Annotated in this window: 15 protein-coding genes; 7 read left to right on the forward strand and 8 right to left on the reverse strand. The window is 70.9% G+C overall.

Features of this window, described 5'->3' with window-relative positions; all coding sequences use genetic code 11:
• Nucleotides 1-6: 6 nt before the first annotated feature.
• Genes ACFWBN_RS19025 through ACFWBN_RS19055 form a run of 7 tightly spaced genes read left to right on the forward strand, consistent with a single transcriptional unit; the run spans nt 7 to nt 6,726 of the window.
• Entirely contained in the window at nt 7-1,122 is a 1,116-nt protein-coding gene (locus ACFWBN_RS19025) for an MFS transporter (protein WP_385178027.1), read from the forward strand.
• Nucleotides 1,119-3,449, forward strand: a complete 2,331-nt coding sequence (locus ACFWBN_RS19030) for a molybdopterin oxidoreductase family protein (protein ID WP_385178028.1) — start codon at nt 1,119-1,121, stop codon at nt 3,447-3,449. Before ACFWBN_RS19025 ends, ACFWBN_RS19030 begins: the two co-directional genes overlap by 4 nt.
• A gap of 6 nt (nt 3,450-3,455) precedes the next feature.
• A complete protein-coding gene (locus tag ACFWBN_RS19035; RefSeq protein ID WP_385178029.1) occupies nt 3,456-4,055 on the forward strand; it encodes a 4Fe-4S dicluster domain-containing protein in 600 nt (199 codons plus the stop codon).
• Complete coding sequence (locus tag ACFWBN_RS19040; protein ID WP_385178030.1) at nt 4,052-4,699, forward strand: ubiquinol-cytochrome c reductase iron-sulfur subunit; 648 nt, start codon at nt 4,052-4,054, stop codon at nt 4,697-4,699. Before ACFWBN_RS19035 ends, ACFWBN_RS19040 begins: the two co-directional genes overlap by 4 nt.
• Nucleotides 4,696-5,064 carry a hypothetical protein gene (locus tag ACFWBN_RS19045; protein WP_385178031.1) on the forward strand — a complete coding sequence of 123 codons (369 nt, stop codon included), beginning with the start codon at nt 4,696-4,698 and terminating at the stop codon, nt 5,062-5,064. The genes ACFWBN_RS19040 and ACFWBN_RS19045 overlap by 4 nt, the downstream gene beginning before the upstream one ends.
• A 2-nt stretch (nt 5,065-5,066) precedes the next feature.
• Nucleotides 5,067-6,494 carry a NarK family nitrate/nitrite MFS transporter gene (locus tag ACFWBN_RS19050; protein ID WP_385178032.1) on the forward strand — a complete coding sequence of 476 codons (1,428 nt, stop codon included), beginning with the start codon at nt 5,067-5,069 and terminating at the stop codon, nt 6,492-6,494.
• Between the two features lie 37 nt (nt 6,495-6,531).
• Nucleotides 6,532-6,726, forward strand: a complete 195-nt coding sequence (locus ACFWBN_RS19055) for a hypothetical protein (RefSeq protein WP_385178033.1) — start codon at nt 6,532-6,534, stop codon at nt 6,724-6,726.
• Between the two features lie 31 nt (nt 6,727-6,757).
• Here the strand turns inward: ACFWBN_RS19055 and mscL are convergent, their stop codons facing one another.
• The 8 genes from mscL to ACFWBN_RS19095 all read right to left on the reverse strand — a co-directional run bounded on the left by mscL (nt 6,758) and on the right by ACFWBN_RS19095 (nt 13,811).
• A complete protein-coding gene (mscL, locus tag ACFWBN_RS19060; protein ID WP_385178091.1) occupies nt 6,758-7,258 on the reverse strand; it encodes a large conductance mechanosensitive channel protein MscL in 501 nt (166 codons plus the stop codon).
• A gap of 120 nt (nt 7,259-7,378) precedes the next feature.
• Complete coding sequence (locus ACFWBN_RS19065; protein WP_385178034.1) at nt 7,379-7,906, reverse strand: hypothetical protein; 528 nt, start codon at nt 7,904-7,906, stop codon at nt 7,379-7,381.
• A 139-nt stretch (nt 7,907-8,045) separates the two neighbouring features.
• Nucleotides 8,046-8,759, reverse strand: coding sequence for an orotidine-5'-phosphate decarboxylase (gene pyrF / locus ACFWBN_RS19070; RefSeq protein ID WP_385178035.1), 714 nt, complete (start codon nt 8,757-8,759; stop codon nt 8,046-8,048).
• Nucleotides 8,756-9,223, reverse strand: a complete 468-nt coding sequence (locus ACFWBN_RS19075) for a hypothetical protein (RefSeq protein ID WP_385178036.1) — start codon at nt 9,221-9,223, stop codon at nt 8,756-8,758. The genes pyrF and ACFWBN_RS19075 overlap by 4 nt, the downstream gene beginning before the upstream one ends.
• Nucleotides 9,224-9,288: 65 nt before the next feature.
• Nucleotides 9,289-10,122: an S-methyl-5'-thioadenosine phosphorylase gene (locus ACFWBN_RS19080; protein WP_385178037.1), complete on the reverse strand. Its 834-nt coding sequence runs from the start codon at nt 10,120-10,122 to the stop codon at nt 9,289-9,291.
• Between the two features lie 73 nt (nt 10,123-10,195).
• Nucleotides 10,196-10,510: an FmdB family zinc ribbon protein gene (locus tag ACFWBN_RS19085; protein WP_385178038.1), complete on the reverse strand. Its 315-nt coding sequence runs from the start codon at nt 10,508-10,510 to the stop codon at nt 10,196-10,198.
• Between the two features lie 67 nt (nt 10,511-10,577).
• Nucleotides 10,578-11,912 carry an MFS transporter gene (locus tag ACFWBN_RS19090; protein WP_385178039.1) on the reverse strand — a complete coding sequence of 445 codons (1,335 nt, stop codon included), beginning with the start codon at nt 11,910-11,912 and terminating at the stop codon, nt 10,578-10,580.
• Between the two features lie 426 nt (nt 11,913-12,338).
• Nucleotides 12,339-13,811 (reverse strand): potassium/proton antiporter, encoded by a 1,473-nt coding sequence (locus ACFWBN_RS19095; RefSeq protein ID WP_385178040.1) that lies wholly within the window; start codon nt 13,809-13,811, stop codon nt 12,339-12,341.
• Nucleotides 13,812-14,019: the final 208 nt, after the last annotated feature.

The raw sequence follows: 14,019 nt of genomic DNA on the forward strand, positions 1-14,019 counted from the left end.
GGTGCTGTGTCCGAGCCCACCGAAGTCCTCGCCGCAGAGCCCCCGCCGCCCGAGGCGGCCGAGTCCGGGCAACAGCCCCGGCCGCTGCCACCGGTCGGGAGATCCGTCACCGCCCGGGCCGCCCTGGCCGGCACCCTCGTATCGCTGGTGCTCATCGTCGCGATCGTGCTGGGCAGCCGGCTGCTGCGCGACTTCGACTCGGCGCTCCTGCCGTACGCCGTCGCCACCGTCTTCCTGGCCTTCGGCATCGCCTACCGGTACACGGTCTGGGTCTCCGCGCCCGGCGCCCGCCGCCTCTTCAAGAAGGGCTTCGGCAGCTTCTTCTCGGCCGACAACTTCAAGAAGGCGCCCACCGCCCTGCCGAAGATGATCGCCACCTACCTGGGCTTCCAGAAGTTCCTCGGCGCCCGCTCCCGCTCCCGCTGGGCCGCCCACCAGCTGATCTTCTGGGGCTGCCTGCTGGCCGCCGCGATCACCTTCCCGCTCACCTGGGGCTGGTTCACCTTCACCTCGGACAGCGGCTCCGGCCCCGGCTACGAGATGCGGATCTGGGGCTTCAAGATCATCGGCTTCGACTCGCTGAACGTCCTGGGCTGGCTGATGTTCCACGGCCTGGACATCGCCGCCGTCCTCGTCATCCCCGGCGCCTCCTACTTCCTGTGGCGCCGGATGAAGGACCGCGGCGCCATCACCGGCCAGCGCTTCGCCTACGACCTGCTGCCGCTGATCTGCCTGATCGTGATCTCCGTGACCGGGCTGCTGCTCACCTTCTCGTCGATCTTCCTGCACGGCGGCGGCTACGAGTTCCTCGCGATCCTGCACATGGTGTCGGTGGTGTTCACCCTCATCTACATCCCGTTCGGGAAGTTCTTCCACATCGTCCAGCGCCCGGCCGCCGTCGGCATGCAGCTCTTCAAGTACACGGCCCGCCAGGACGAGCAGGTCTTCGCCTGCAAGCGCTGCGGCGAGCCGATCGACACCACCCCGTACGTCGAGAACCTGCGCGGCACCATGCAGGACCTGGGGCTCGACTTCAACGCCTTCGTCGAATACTGCCCGCGCTGCAAGCGGGTGCTGCGCGGCAACGCCTACCTGACCCACGTCAAGAAGGGCTTCAAGTGACCGCGACCGACCCCGCCAAGGCCGCGTCCCGGCCCGTGCACCTCTCCATCGACCCGTCGATCGCCCCGCCCGGCACCCGCAACTTCCGCGACGCGGGCGGCATCCCGGCCGACCGGTGGCACGCCGACCAGAACGGCGAGACCCTCGTCCCCACCCACTGCTGCTTCTGCGGCGTGCAGTGCGGGATGTACCTGCGCGTGGACAAGGGCGGCAAGGTCTTCGGCGTCGAGCCCCGCAACCACGACATCAACCGGATGCGGCTGTGCCCCAAGGGCATCAACGCCTACCAGCAGGTCAACCACCCCGACCGGCTGACCGCCCCGCTGATGCGCCGCTCGCGGGACGAGGAGTTCAAGGAGGCATCCTGGGAGGAGGCCCTCGACTTCACCGTCTCCGAGATCCGGCGCATCCAGGAGGCGTACGGCAACGACGCCTTCGGCCTGCTCGGCGGCGCCAGCCTGTTCTCCGAGAAGACCTACCTGGTCGGCAAGTTCGGCCGGGTCGCGCTCAAGACCCGGCACGTCGACTACAACGGCCGGCTCTGCATGGTCAGCGCGGCCGGCGCCAACAAGCTGGCCTTCGGCATCGACCGGGCCGCGAACCCCTTCTCCGACATCCTCCTCACCGACTGCTTGCTGATCGCCGGGTCGAACGTGGGGGAGTGCTTCCCGGTGATGACCCAGTACGTCTGGGGCGCCCGGGACCGGGGGGCTTCGCTGATCGTCATCGACCCCCGCGAGACGGCCATCGCCCGCACCGCCGACGTCCATGTGGCCCTCAAGCCCGGCACGGATTCCGCCTTCTTCAACGCCGTCCTGCACGTGGTCGTCGCCGAGGGCCTCACCGACGAGGCCTACCTCGCCGCCAACACCACCGGCTGGGACGAGGTCAAGAAGACCGTCCAGGACTACCCGCCCGCCCGCTCCGCCGCGATCTGCGGGATCCCCGAGGAGCAGATCGTCCAGGTGGCCCGGATGTTCGGCGGCGCCGACAAGGCCATGGCCTTCCATGCGCGCGGGGTGGAGCACCACTCCCAGGGCGTCGAGAACTGCCTGTCCGTCATCAACTTGTGCGTGGCCACCGGGAACCTCGGCAAGCCCGGTGCCGGCTACGGAACCATCACCGGCCAGGGCAACGGTCAGGGCGGCCGCGAGCACGGACAGAAAGCCGACCTCCTGCCCGGCGGCCGCTCCATCATGAACGAGGAACACCGCCGCCAGATCTGCCGGATCTGGGGCATCGAGGAGTCCGAACTGCCACCCGCCGGAACCTCCATGATGGAGATGGTCTGGCAGATGCAACGCCAGGAGATCCGCGGCCTCATCGGCATCTGCAACAACCCCTTCGTCTCGCTCCCCAACTACGGGTCGGTCAAGCAGGGCTACGACACCCTCGAATTCCACGCACAGTTCGACTTCTTCCTCTCCGAGACCGCGACCAACGCGCACGTGGTCTTCCCCGTCACCGTCTGGGCCGAGGACGAGGGCGTCATGGCCAACACCGAGGCACGCGTCGTCAAGCACAACAAGGCCCAGGAGCCACCCGCCGGAGTGCGCACCGACACCTGGGTGATGTGCGAGCTCGCCAAACGGCTCGGCGCCGGCGACAAGTTCGACTTCCCCGACTCCCGCGCGGTGTTCGAGGAGCTCCGCATCGCCTCCGCCGGAACGGTCAACGACTACTACGGCATCACCTACGAACGCCTGGAGGAGACCGGCGGCATCATGTGGCCCTGCCCCTCCACGGATCATCCGGGCACCCCCCGGCTGTTCGAGGGCGGCAAGACCTTCCACCCCGACGGGAAGGTCCACCTGCAGGTCGTGGAGTGGCACGCGCCCATGGACCCCTATACCGAGGAGTACCCCCTCTCCCTCACCACCGGCCGCACCGTCGCCCACTTCCTCTCCGGCAACCAGACCCGCCGCCTGGGCGCCCTCGTCGAACAGACCCCGCGCCCCTGGGTGGAGGTCCACCCCTCGCACGGCTTCCGCAGCGGAGACCCGGTCCGGGTCGTCACCCGCCGCGGCAGCGAGGTCTTCCCGGCCCTGGTCACCGAGGCGATCCGCCCCGACACCGTCTTCATCCCGTACCACTGGCCCGTACCGACGGCCGCGAACGCCCTGACCATCGACGCCCTCGACCCCCGCTCGAAGATCCCCGAGTACAAGGTCTGCGCCGCCCGGATCGAGGCCGCCGAGCGGGTCGACCAGGTCCCCGCGCCGCCCACCGCCCCGGGCCACGAGGCCTATCCGGAGGCCCAGGCCTCCCGCACCGACCCCCTGCCCCCCACGTCCCCGCAGGGCCGTGGCACGGCGGAGAGGAGCTGACCCGCCATGATGGGCCGCACCATCTTCATCGACCCGGGTCGCTGCATCGGCTGCCAGGCCTGCGTCTCCGCCTGCCGCGAATGCGACTCCCACCGCGGCAAGTCGATGATCCACCTGGACTACACCGAGCCCGGCATGTCCGTCGCCTCCCTTCCGACCGTCTGCATGCACTGCGAGGACCCGGTCGCGCCCTGCGCCGAGGTCTGCCCGGCCGACGCGATCCTGGTGACCGCCGACGGAGTCGTCCAACAGGCCGACACCACCCGCTGCATCGGCTGCGCCAACTGCGTCAACGCCTGCCCCTTCGGCGTACCGAAGATCGACCTCCAGGCGAAGCTGCAGATGAAGTGCAACCTCTGCTACGACCGCACCGCCTACGGACTGGCCCCCATGTGCGCCACCGTCTGCCCCACCGGCGCCCTCTTCTACGGAACCCTCGAAGAGCTCCAGGCCGAGCGCCCCGGCGTCCAGGTCGCCGACTCCTTCGTCTTCGGCGACGTCGTCGTCTCCACCGGCGTGGCGATGGTCGTCCCCGCCGACAAGGTCCAGTGGCCCGTCCCGGGCGGCCTCCCCATCGTCGAGGTGAACGGAGTCGATGTCCGATGAGCCTGACCGAGCAGCCCCCTCCCGCACCGGGTGAGGACGAGGCCGCCGACCAGCTGCGCGACCGGATCAGCGCCGACTCCCTCACCACCCGGCGCGACTACCTGAGGATCGTCGCCACCGTCTCCGGCGGCCTGGCCATCGGCGGAGTCGGCGTCGCCGCCGGCATCCTGCACCGGCACGGCGACAGCGAGACCCTGCCCCAGCCCAAGAAGGTCACCGACCAGCTGGCGCCGGGCGAGTCCGTGGCCTTCCGCTTCCCCGGCGACGAGGACCGGGCCCTGGCCGTACGGCTGGCCGACGGCTCCCTCGTCGGCTACTCCGCCGTCTGCACCCACCTGGCCTGCGCCGTGCTCTGGCGCGAGGACCGGGGCCTCGACGGGGAGCTGTACTGCCCCTGCCACGAGGGCGTCTTCGACGTCCGTACCGGCGAGGTGACCGCGGGCCCGCCGCCCCGCCCCCTCCCCATGGTCTTCCTGACCGAGCAGGCCGACGGCAGTGTCTGGGCCATCGCCACCGCCCGGTCGGGAGAGCCGGCCAAGGACGCCCTGTGCCGGCAGTTCGGCGATTCCCGCCCCGAGACGACCCGCCAGCTGGGCTGCCCCGGAGCGAATCGCGCCACCGCGAACGAAAGCGGGCGGACGTGAGCGACGCACAGCTGCCTCCGCGCCCCGACTACCAGCCGGGGAGCGCCCAGCCCCGGCTGAACCGGCCGGTGCGCGAGCGGTATCCGCAGATCCGCTCCACCAGCGGCTACGGGGACCCGCGGATCCGGCACACGGGCCCCGGCCCGGGCGCCGGCACCGAACAGGAGCCGGAGCGGTCCTCGAAGCTCAACGCCCGTCTGGCCCTGGCCCTCACCGTGCTCATCGGCCAGCTCTGGGCGCTGACCGTGACCGTCAACGAGTGGATGAAGGGCAACACCGGCACGGCCTGGTGGGGTGCGGGATTTCTGATCCTGTCCTTCCTCGTCGTGATCGGGCTGTGGCTCCTCGACCCGAAGGACCGGTGACCATGTCCATACCCACGCCCACCCCGTCGACGGTGCGCTCGCACCGTCTGGAGACCTACAAGCCCGGCGCCACCATCGGGGACTGGCGGCCCGAGGACGACGACTTCTGGCAGTCCACCGGCCGCAAGGTCGCCCAGCGCAACCTCTGGGTCTCGATCCCCGCGCTGATGCTCGGCTTCGTGGTCTGGCAGGTCTGGTCGGTCACCGTGGTCAAGCTGAACGACGTCGGCTTCGGCTTCTCCAAGTCGCAGCTGTTCTGGCTGACCGCCATCCCCGGCATCACCGGCGGCACCTTCCGGATCCTGTACACCTTCATCGGACCGATCTTCGGCGAGCGGAAGTTCACCGCCTTCAGCACGATCGTCCTGGTCGTGCCGATGCTCTGGCTGGGCTTCGCGCTCCAGGACACCGGCACCCCCTACTGGGAGCTGGCGCTGATCGCGGCCGTCTGCGGGATCGGCGGCGCGAACTTCGCCTCCTCGATGGCCAACATCGGCTTCTTCTTCCCCAAGCGGGAGAAGGGCAGCGCCAACGGCCTCAACGGCGGGCTCGGCAACCTCGGCGTGAGCGTGGTCCAGCTGGTCGCCCCGCTGGTGGTCACCGCGGCCGTCCTGGGCGCCCCGGCGGGCGGTCCCCAGCACGACGCCAAGGAGAACACCGACATCTGGCTGCAGAACGGCGCCTTCCTGTGGGTGCCGCTGCTGGTGATCATGGCGTTGCTCGCCTGGTTCCTGATGAACGACCTCAGGGTGGCCGCGGCCCCCTTCAGCCAGCAGAAGATCATCTTCAAGCGCAAGCACAACTGGCTGATGACCTGGCTCTACGTCGGCACCTTCGGGTCCTTCATCGGCTTCGCCGCGGGCCTGCCCCTGCTGATCAAGAACAACTTCGAGGCGCAGGGCTACCAGGCCACCACCTATGCCTGGATCGGCCCCTTCATCGGCGCGCTCATGCGCTGGGCCGGCGGCTGGCTCTCCGACAAGATCGGCGGAGCGAGGGTCACCCTGCTGTCGTTCGTCGGGATGGCCGCCGCCCTGGTCGTGGTGATCTTCGCGCTGCCCTCCGGCGGCGACCAGGGCAGCTTCTGGGCCTTCTTCATCGGCTTCCTGGTGGCCTTCGCCTTCTCCGGCCTCGGCAACGGCTCGACCTTCCGGCAGATCCCGGTGATCTTCCGGGACCAGCACATGCGGGAGGCCCAGGGCCTGGGCCCCGAAGCGCAGGCCGCCGCGCTGAAGCAGTCGGAGATGGAGGCGGGCGCCGTCACCGGCTTCTCCTCCGCCATCGCCGCCTACGGCTTCTTCTTCATCCCCGCGATGTTCGCGGCCATGGCGGTCACCCACGCCCTGTGGATGTTCATCGGCTTCTACGCCACCTGTCTGGCGGTGTGCTGGTGGTTCTACGCCCGCAAGGGCGCCGAGGCTCCCAGCTGAGCGGGGTCCGGGGCGGCCGCGGCCGTACCCTGGAGGCATGAGCACCGCCCCCGCCTCCGACCCGCAGCCCGAGCCTGCCGCGAAGCCCAAGCCCAGGCTGGTCTTCGACGACCCGCTGGACCAGCAGTCCTCGGACGACACCGACCGGGGCTGGGGCGAGCGGCCGCCCGCCGGCGGAAGCGCGGCCGACCTGGCCCGCTTCCTCGACGAGAAGCCCCCGCACCACATCTGAGCCGCCGGACCTCCCGGTCCGGCAGCCGGGGCTAGAAGCCGTCGCGCGAACCGGGTGCCCCGGAGCCGCCGCCCGCCGCGCGCTGCGCGACCAGGGCGTCCCGGATCTCCTTGAGAACCTCCAGCTCGGTGACCTCCAGGGTCTCCTGCACGCCCTCCTTGGCCTTGCGGCGGGCCTCCACCTTGGCGAGGTACTTCGCCATCGGCAGCACCATCAGGAAGTAGACGACCGCTGCGGTGATCAGGAAGGTCAGCGTGGCGTTGAGGACGGAACCCCAGAGGAGCTCCACGCCCGTGGGCTGGCCGTCCGGGCCGATGGTGCAGGGGTTCTTGATGCAGGTCTTGTAGACGTCCAGGTTCTTGGTGCCGATCGCGCCGATCACCGGGCCGATGATGCCCTTCACGAGCGAGTTCACGATGTTCGTGAACGCGGCGCCGATGACCACGGCGACCGCCAGGTCGACCACGTTGCCGCGCATCAGGAAGGCCTTGAAGCCCGCCAGGACGCTCTCCTTCTTCTTCTCGCTCACCACTGAGCCTTTCTTCACATGTGCAGAACACGGAGCCAACGGTTCCGAAAGCTACGGCAGTTTGGGCCCGGCGTGTCCAATCGAAGCCCACCTTGAGGCGACTTGACTGCTCGCGTGTGCGAATCAACACAGCGTCACCGCCAGCCGGGTCGTCGCGCCCGCGCCCACGAGTTCCCGTGCGGTGTCGCGGGGCACGGACAGGACCACCAGTGCCCCACCGTCCCCAACACCCTGGTCCGGATCGGGTACTTCGGCAACCCGGGCCCCCGCGGCCACCACCCTCGGCGGTTCGGCCCGCTCCGCCGCCACCACGTCGACCCGGTCCCCGGGCCGCAGCAGCCGCACCGTCGCCGCGTCCGCGATGCGCACCGGCGCCGACACCATGCGCACCGCCGCGGGCGGCGCCGCACCCCGGGCCACCCTCACCTCCGGCGGCGCGGCGCCCCGCGAGGCCTGTGCCTCCGTCCCGCCGACGGCCAGCGCCGCCGCGACCACGGCCAGCCCGGCCGAGGCGGCCCGCCGCCTGCGCCGCAGCGCCCTGCGCAGCCGGCCCCCGCCCCGCCCGACGCGCAGCGGGGGAAACGAGGGGACATGGCGCGCGGGGGGACACGTAGAGGAGAGCGCCGAAGAGGACGCGGACGTACGGGACATGAGGTCCACCACCAAACCGAGTGAGTCGCGATGCCCGGGCCCGACGCCCGGACACATCTCACGATCCGGCCTCCCGCGGAATCCCGCTCCGCCCTGTGGACGACCCCCGGCCTGTGGACAACCCCGTCACCCGCAGGAGTTACCGGGCGGCCCGGACCCGCCGCAGCGCGGCCACCGGGTCGGCGGCCCGCGCGATCGACCGGCCCACCACGACGTGCGAGGCCCCGGTCGCGAAGGCCGCCTCGGGCGTCCCCGGCCGGGCGTGCCCGCCCGCTTCGCCGTCGGGCCCCAACGTCACGCCCGGCGTGACGATCAGCCGGTCCGGCCCCAGCAGTTCGCGCAGCATCCCGGCCTCCCGCGGCGAAGCGATGACCCCGTCGCATCCCGCGCGCACCGCCAGCCGGGCCAGCCGCAGCACCTGCTCCTCGGTGTCCGCGTCGACGCCGATGTCGGCGAGGTCGCTCCCGGTCATGCTGGTCACCACCGTCAGCGCGAGCACCCGCAGCCGCGGGAACTCCCGGGCCGCCTCCACCGCCGCGGCCATGATCCCTGTACCGCCCATGGCGTGCACCGTCACCATGGACGCGCCCAGCGCGCCGGCGGCCCGCACGGCGCCGGCGACGGAGTTCGGGATCTCGAAGAGCTTCAGGTCGAGGAAGACCTCGTGCCCCCGCCCGACGAGATCCCGTGCGAGTCCGGGACCGGCGGCGGTCAGGAGCTCCAGGCCGACCTTGTAGAAGCCGCAGGCGTCGCCGAGGCGCTCGACGAGCGCCTCGGCGGCCGGCCGGTTGTCGAAGTCGAGGGCGACGATGACCCTGCGGTGCGCATCGGCGAGGGGGGAGTCCGTGTTCACTCCGCCATTGTCGAGGCGATCTCGATCCCGAGGGCCGTCAGCAGCCGGTCGGCGAGGTCCTCCGCGAAGGTCTCGGAGCCGGTGAGCGCGGCCCGGATCCCCTCGGGGTCGGCGCTCAGCCCGGCGGCGGACGCCCACGCGAGCGCCCCCGCCAGGGCCGGCTCGACGGGGTACCGGTCGAGCGGTATCTCGTAGTCCTCGGCAGTGTCCCGGTTCAGCAGCGCCGTCCAGCGCGCCCCGGCCGGGGTGACGGCCTCGACGAAGCCGACGTCGCTGTCGAGGTACGCCACCGTGAACACCGGGGCCCCGGTACGCCGCGCGAGGTGGGCGCCGCCGCCGGCCGGCCCGTCCGCGTAGTACACCGCCGCCCAGCCGTCGCCCAGTTCCGCATCACCGTCGACCTCGAAACCGACCTCCGCGCCGAACTCCCGAAGCTCCGCCACCGTGGAGTGTGCGACGGCCATCCCCCCAAAATTTCCCATGGCCGCAGGTTAGGGGGCGGCACCGACAACAACGGCGGCAGCGGCCGCTACGGCAGTTCGATGCCCAGGTCCCAGCCGTCGTGCGCGTGCGTGCACAGGCAGGCGCGGGATTCCGTCTCCGGGAGCGCGGCCACCGCGTCGAAGAGCACCTCGCGCAGCCGGCCGACGTTCTCGCCGAACACCTTCAGGACCTCCGTGTGGGACACGCCCTCACCGGTCTCGGCGCCCGCGTCCAGGTCCGTGACCAGCGCCATCGACGTGTAGCAGAGCCCCAGCTCGCGCGCGAGGACCGCCTCGGGGTGCCCCGTCATACCGACCACCGACCAGCCCGCCGCCGCGTGCCACCGCGATTCGGCGCGCGTCGAGAACCGCGGCCCCTCGATGACGACCATCGTGCCGCCGTCCACCGGCTCCCAGTCCCGCCCCCGCGCCGCCGCCAGCGCCACGGACCGCCCCACCGGGCAGTACGGGTCCGCGAAGGTGGTGTGCACGACGTTCGGAACGGACCCGTCCGGCAGCGGCTCCCCGTCGAAGAAGGTCTGGGCGCGGGACTTCGTACGGTCGACCAGCTGGTCGGGAACGAGCAGCGTGCCCGGTCCGTACTCGGCCCGCAGGCCGCCGACCGCGCACGGGCCCAGCACCTGGCGGACGCCGACCGAGCGCAGCGCCCACAGGTTGGCCCGGTAGTTGATCTTGTGGGGCGGGACGGTGTGGCTGCGCCCGTGCCGCGGCAGGAAGGCCACCTGGCGGCCGGCCAGCTCGCCCACGTACAGCGAGTCGCTCGGGGGCCCGTACGGGGTCTCCACCTGGATTTCGGAGACGTCCTCCAGGAAGGAGTAGAAGCCCGAGCCGCCGATGACACCGATCTCTGCGTTCACCATGCCGCCACCCTAACCGGGCATGCCAAAGGCCCCGCTGCCCGGTCAGGGCGGGCGGGGCCTCGGGAAGGAGCGGTCAGGCGGCCGACGTGGAGCTGCTGCCCGTGCTCGACGACGTCGAGGAGGACGAAGCGGCGGGAGCGGCAGCGGTCGACGTCGAGGACGACGAGGAGCTCGAGGCCGGCTTCGAGGCAGGGGTGCTGCTCGACGAAGCGCCACGGCTGTCGTTCCGGTAGAAACCGGAGCCCTTGAAGACGATGCCGACCGCGGAGAACACCTTCTTCAGGCGTCCGTCACAGCTCGGGCACACGGTCAGTGCGTCATCGGTGAACTTCTGCACGGCCTCAAGGCCCTCACCGCACTCGGTGCACTGGTACTGGTAGGTCGGCACGAATTTCCTCCTGGCACTCTCACTCAATGAGTGCTAACGACGCTCCATGGTGACGTATTCCGGGCGATCAGTCCACCGTCACCGGCACGCGGTGACCCATCCCACGCTCGTTCACCCGGGTACGGGAGGCGGGCGCGGCCGCCGGCGCGGTGGCCGGGGCGGAGGAGTTCACGATGCGGCTCGGGGCCTTCGGCGCCAGCTTCGCACGCAGGGCCACCAGCGTGACCAGCGCGAGCGCGGTCGCCGCCATGGGCACCAGGAAGCCGTACGAGGACCCGTGCGCGTCCGTCAGGCGGCCGGCCAGGGTCACGGCGCCGGCCTGCCCGAAGGCGACCGCTCCGGTGAGCCAGGTGAAGGCCTCGGTCCGGGACGCGGCGGGGATCAGCTGCTCGATCATCGTGTAGCCGGTGATCAGCGCAGGGGCGATGCACAGGCCGACGACCAGGCCGAGCGCGCCCAGCAGGACCGCGGAGTGCACGGCCCACAGGACCGAGGCCGCGGCGGTGAGGCCGACGTAGCCGAGCATCAGACGGCGGCGCGGGCCGATCTTCCAGGCGATGGCGCCCATCGCGATGCCGGCGATCATGTTGCCGGCCGCGAAGACGCCGTAGAGCAGGCCGTTGGCGCCCGGGTTGCCGATCTCCTCGGAGAAGGCGGCGAGCGAGACCTGCATGCCGCCGAAGACGGCGCCGATGCCGACGAAGGCGACGATCAGGACGCGCAGGCCCGGGAAGGACAGGGCGGAGGCGTGCTTCTCGCCGTTGGCCGCGCGGGCGACCGGCTTCGGCTGGGTGCCGCGCTGGGCGGCGAAGAGCAGGCCGCCGACGATCGTCAGCGTCGCCTCGGTGATGAGGCCGGCCGACGGGTGGATCGCGGTGCACAGGAAGGTCGCCAGCACCGGGCCCACCACGAAGGTGAACTCGTCGGTGACGGACTCGAACGCGGCCGCGGTCGGCAGCAGCGGGGAGCCCTCCAGCTTGGCGGCCCAGCGGGACCGGACCATGGGGCCGACCTGCGGGACGGAGGCACCGGCGGGGATCGCGGCGAGCGCGAGCGCCCACAGCGGCGCGCCGAGCAGGGCGAGCGCGGTCAGGGCGCTCACGGCGGCGGCGTGTGCGAGGACGACCGGCACCAGGACGCGGCTCTGGCCGATCCGGTCGGCGAGCTTGCCCATCTGCGGGGCGAAGATCGCCATGGAGACGCCGGTGACGGCGGCGACGATGCCGGCGCTGCCGAAGGATCCGGTGGTGTGCTGGACGAGAAGGACGATGCTGATCGTCAGCATCGCGAAGGGCTGCCGGGCCGCGAAGCCGGGGAGCAGGAAGCTGAGGGCGCCGGGCGTGCGCAGGAGCTGCCCGTAGCCGGGGCGGGCGGACGAGTCGGTCGTGACCGCGGATGTCACGGCCTTGCCTTTCCGCTGCCTGGTAGAGCGTCCCCGTCTGCGGACGGTGCTTCGCCTTGTGAGCGGCCGCACCCGTACATGTGGGAGCCCCGAGAGCTGTCCTCTTGCGCAGAACCGAGTGATACCTGGGCGCCCACTGCGGGAGGGTGCCACGGCCGCTTTGCGGTCGCGCCAGCTCTGCGTCAGGCAGAGTTGGTTCGATCTGTTGTGCCTTCATCATACAGGGAGGGGCACTAGCACGCCCTGTGATTACGGTGACAGGGGGTGTCTTCACCTGCGATTAACGGGAGCTTCGCATTTGAGGCCTGTGTAAATGCGGGCAAAATCGGGCAGACGCCACCGAAAATGGCCGAATTAGAACGCCGCTCTAACGCATTCCGGCCAATCGGTGGCCGATTTCCCCCCGCCTCGCCCTGCCCGAATCCGTCACCTGTGCAGCCGGGTGGACCCGTTCCCGCCCGTCCCCAGCCAACCCGCCAGCTTGCCGCCCCGGGCCACCGCCCGCAGCCGCGCCTCGGCCGCGTCCCGCACCTGGTCCGTGGCCACCACCAGCAGGTCGTCCCCGCGCCGCAGCACGGTCGACGGCGCCGGTACGAAGCTCTTCGCGTCCCGGACCACCAGCGTCACCGAGGCCCCCGGTGGCAGCCGCAGCTCGCTCACCTCGACGCCGTGCATGCGCGAGGCCGGCGGGATGGAGAAGGAGAGCAGGTGCCCGCGCAGCTTCTCCAGCGGCGCCGACTCGATGCCGAGGTCGGAGGCGGTCTCGGCCGAGTCCCCGAGCCTCAGCTTGCGCGCGAGCCAGGGCAGGGTCGGCCCCTGCACCAGGGTGTAGACGACGACCAGCACGAAGACGATGTTGAAGACGCGGTCGCTGCCCTCGATCCCGGACACCATCGGGATGGTCGCCAGGATGATGGGCACGGCTCCGCGCAGGCCCGCCCACGACATCAGGACCTGCTCCCGCCACGGGATCCGGAAGGGCAGCAGGCTGACGAAGACCTCCAGCGGCCGCGCCAGCATCGTGAGGACCAGCCCGATGACCACGGCGGGCCAGAAGTCCTGGCCCAGCTCGTGCGGGGTGACCAGCAGGCCCAGCAGCACGAACATGCCGATCTGGGCGATCCAGCCGAGCCCGTCGGCGAAGCCCCGGGTGGCCGGCCAGTGCGGGAGCTTCGCGTTCCCGAGCACCATCGCCGCCAGGTACACGGCGAGGAAGCCGGAGCCGTGCGCGAGCGCGCCGGCCGCGTACGCCACCACGGCGATGGCCATCACGGCGATCGGGTAGAGGCCCGAGGCGGGCAGCGCCACGTGCCGCAGGCCGTACGCCCCGAGGAAGCCGACCGTCAGGCCGATCGCGGCGCCGATGGCCAGTTCCAGGGCGATCTTGCCGAGCAGGACGTACCAGTCGTCCACCGGGCCGACGGCCGCGAAGGCGACGACGAGGATGACGACGGGTGCGTCGTTGAAGCCGGACTCCGCCTCCAGCACGCCCGTGATCCGGGCGGGGAGCGGGACCTTGCGCAGCACGGAGAAGACGGCCGCGGCGTCGGTCGAGGAGACGACGGCGCCGATCAGCAGGGCCTGGCGCCATTCCAGTCCGACCAGGTAGTGCGCCCCCGCCGCCGTCACGCCCACGCTCACCGCGACGCCCACCAGTGACAGCACGATCGCCGCCGGCAGGGCCGGCTTGATCTCTTTCCACTTGGTGCCCAGACCGCCCTCGGCGAGGATCACGACGAGTGCGGCATAACCGATGACCTGGGTCAGCTCGGCGTTGTCGAATACGACGTTGCCGATGCCGTCCTGGCCTATCGCGATGCCTATGCCGAGGTAGATGAGCAGGCTGGGGAGGCCGCTGCGTGAAGAGATGCGTACCGCCGCGACGGCGACGAGCAGCACGAGCGAGCAGACCAGCAGAAGCTCATTGAGCGTGTGGACGGTCAGCGGGCGGCCCTCCTCAACGCGCCTGGCGGATCGTTCCTCCCGGCGACAAGTTCGGCAAGTACTTCGTTACCTTACCTAATATTTGACGCTCCCTTTACGCGATAACCACATTGTGAAACGCCTGTTCGCCCCTGTCCTTCGGACCTCGACCCCTGGCGGATCA

The organism is Streptomyces sp. NPDC059989, from assembly GCF_042736975.1.
GTDB lineage: Bacteria > Actinomycetota > Actinomycetes > Streptomycetales > Streptomycetaceae > Streptomyces.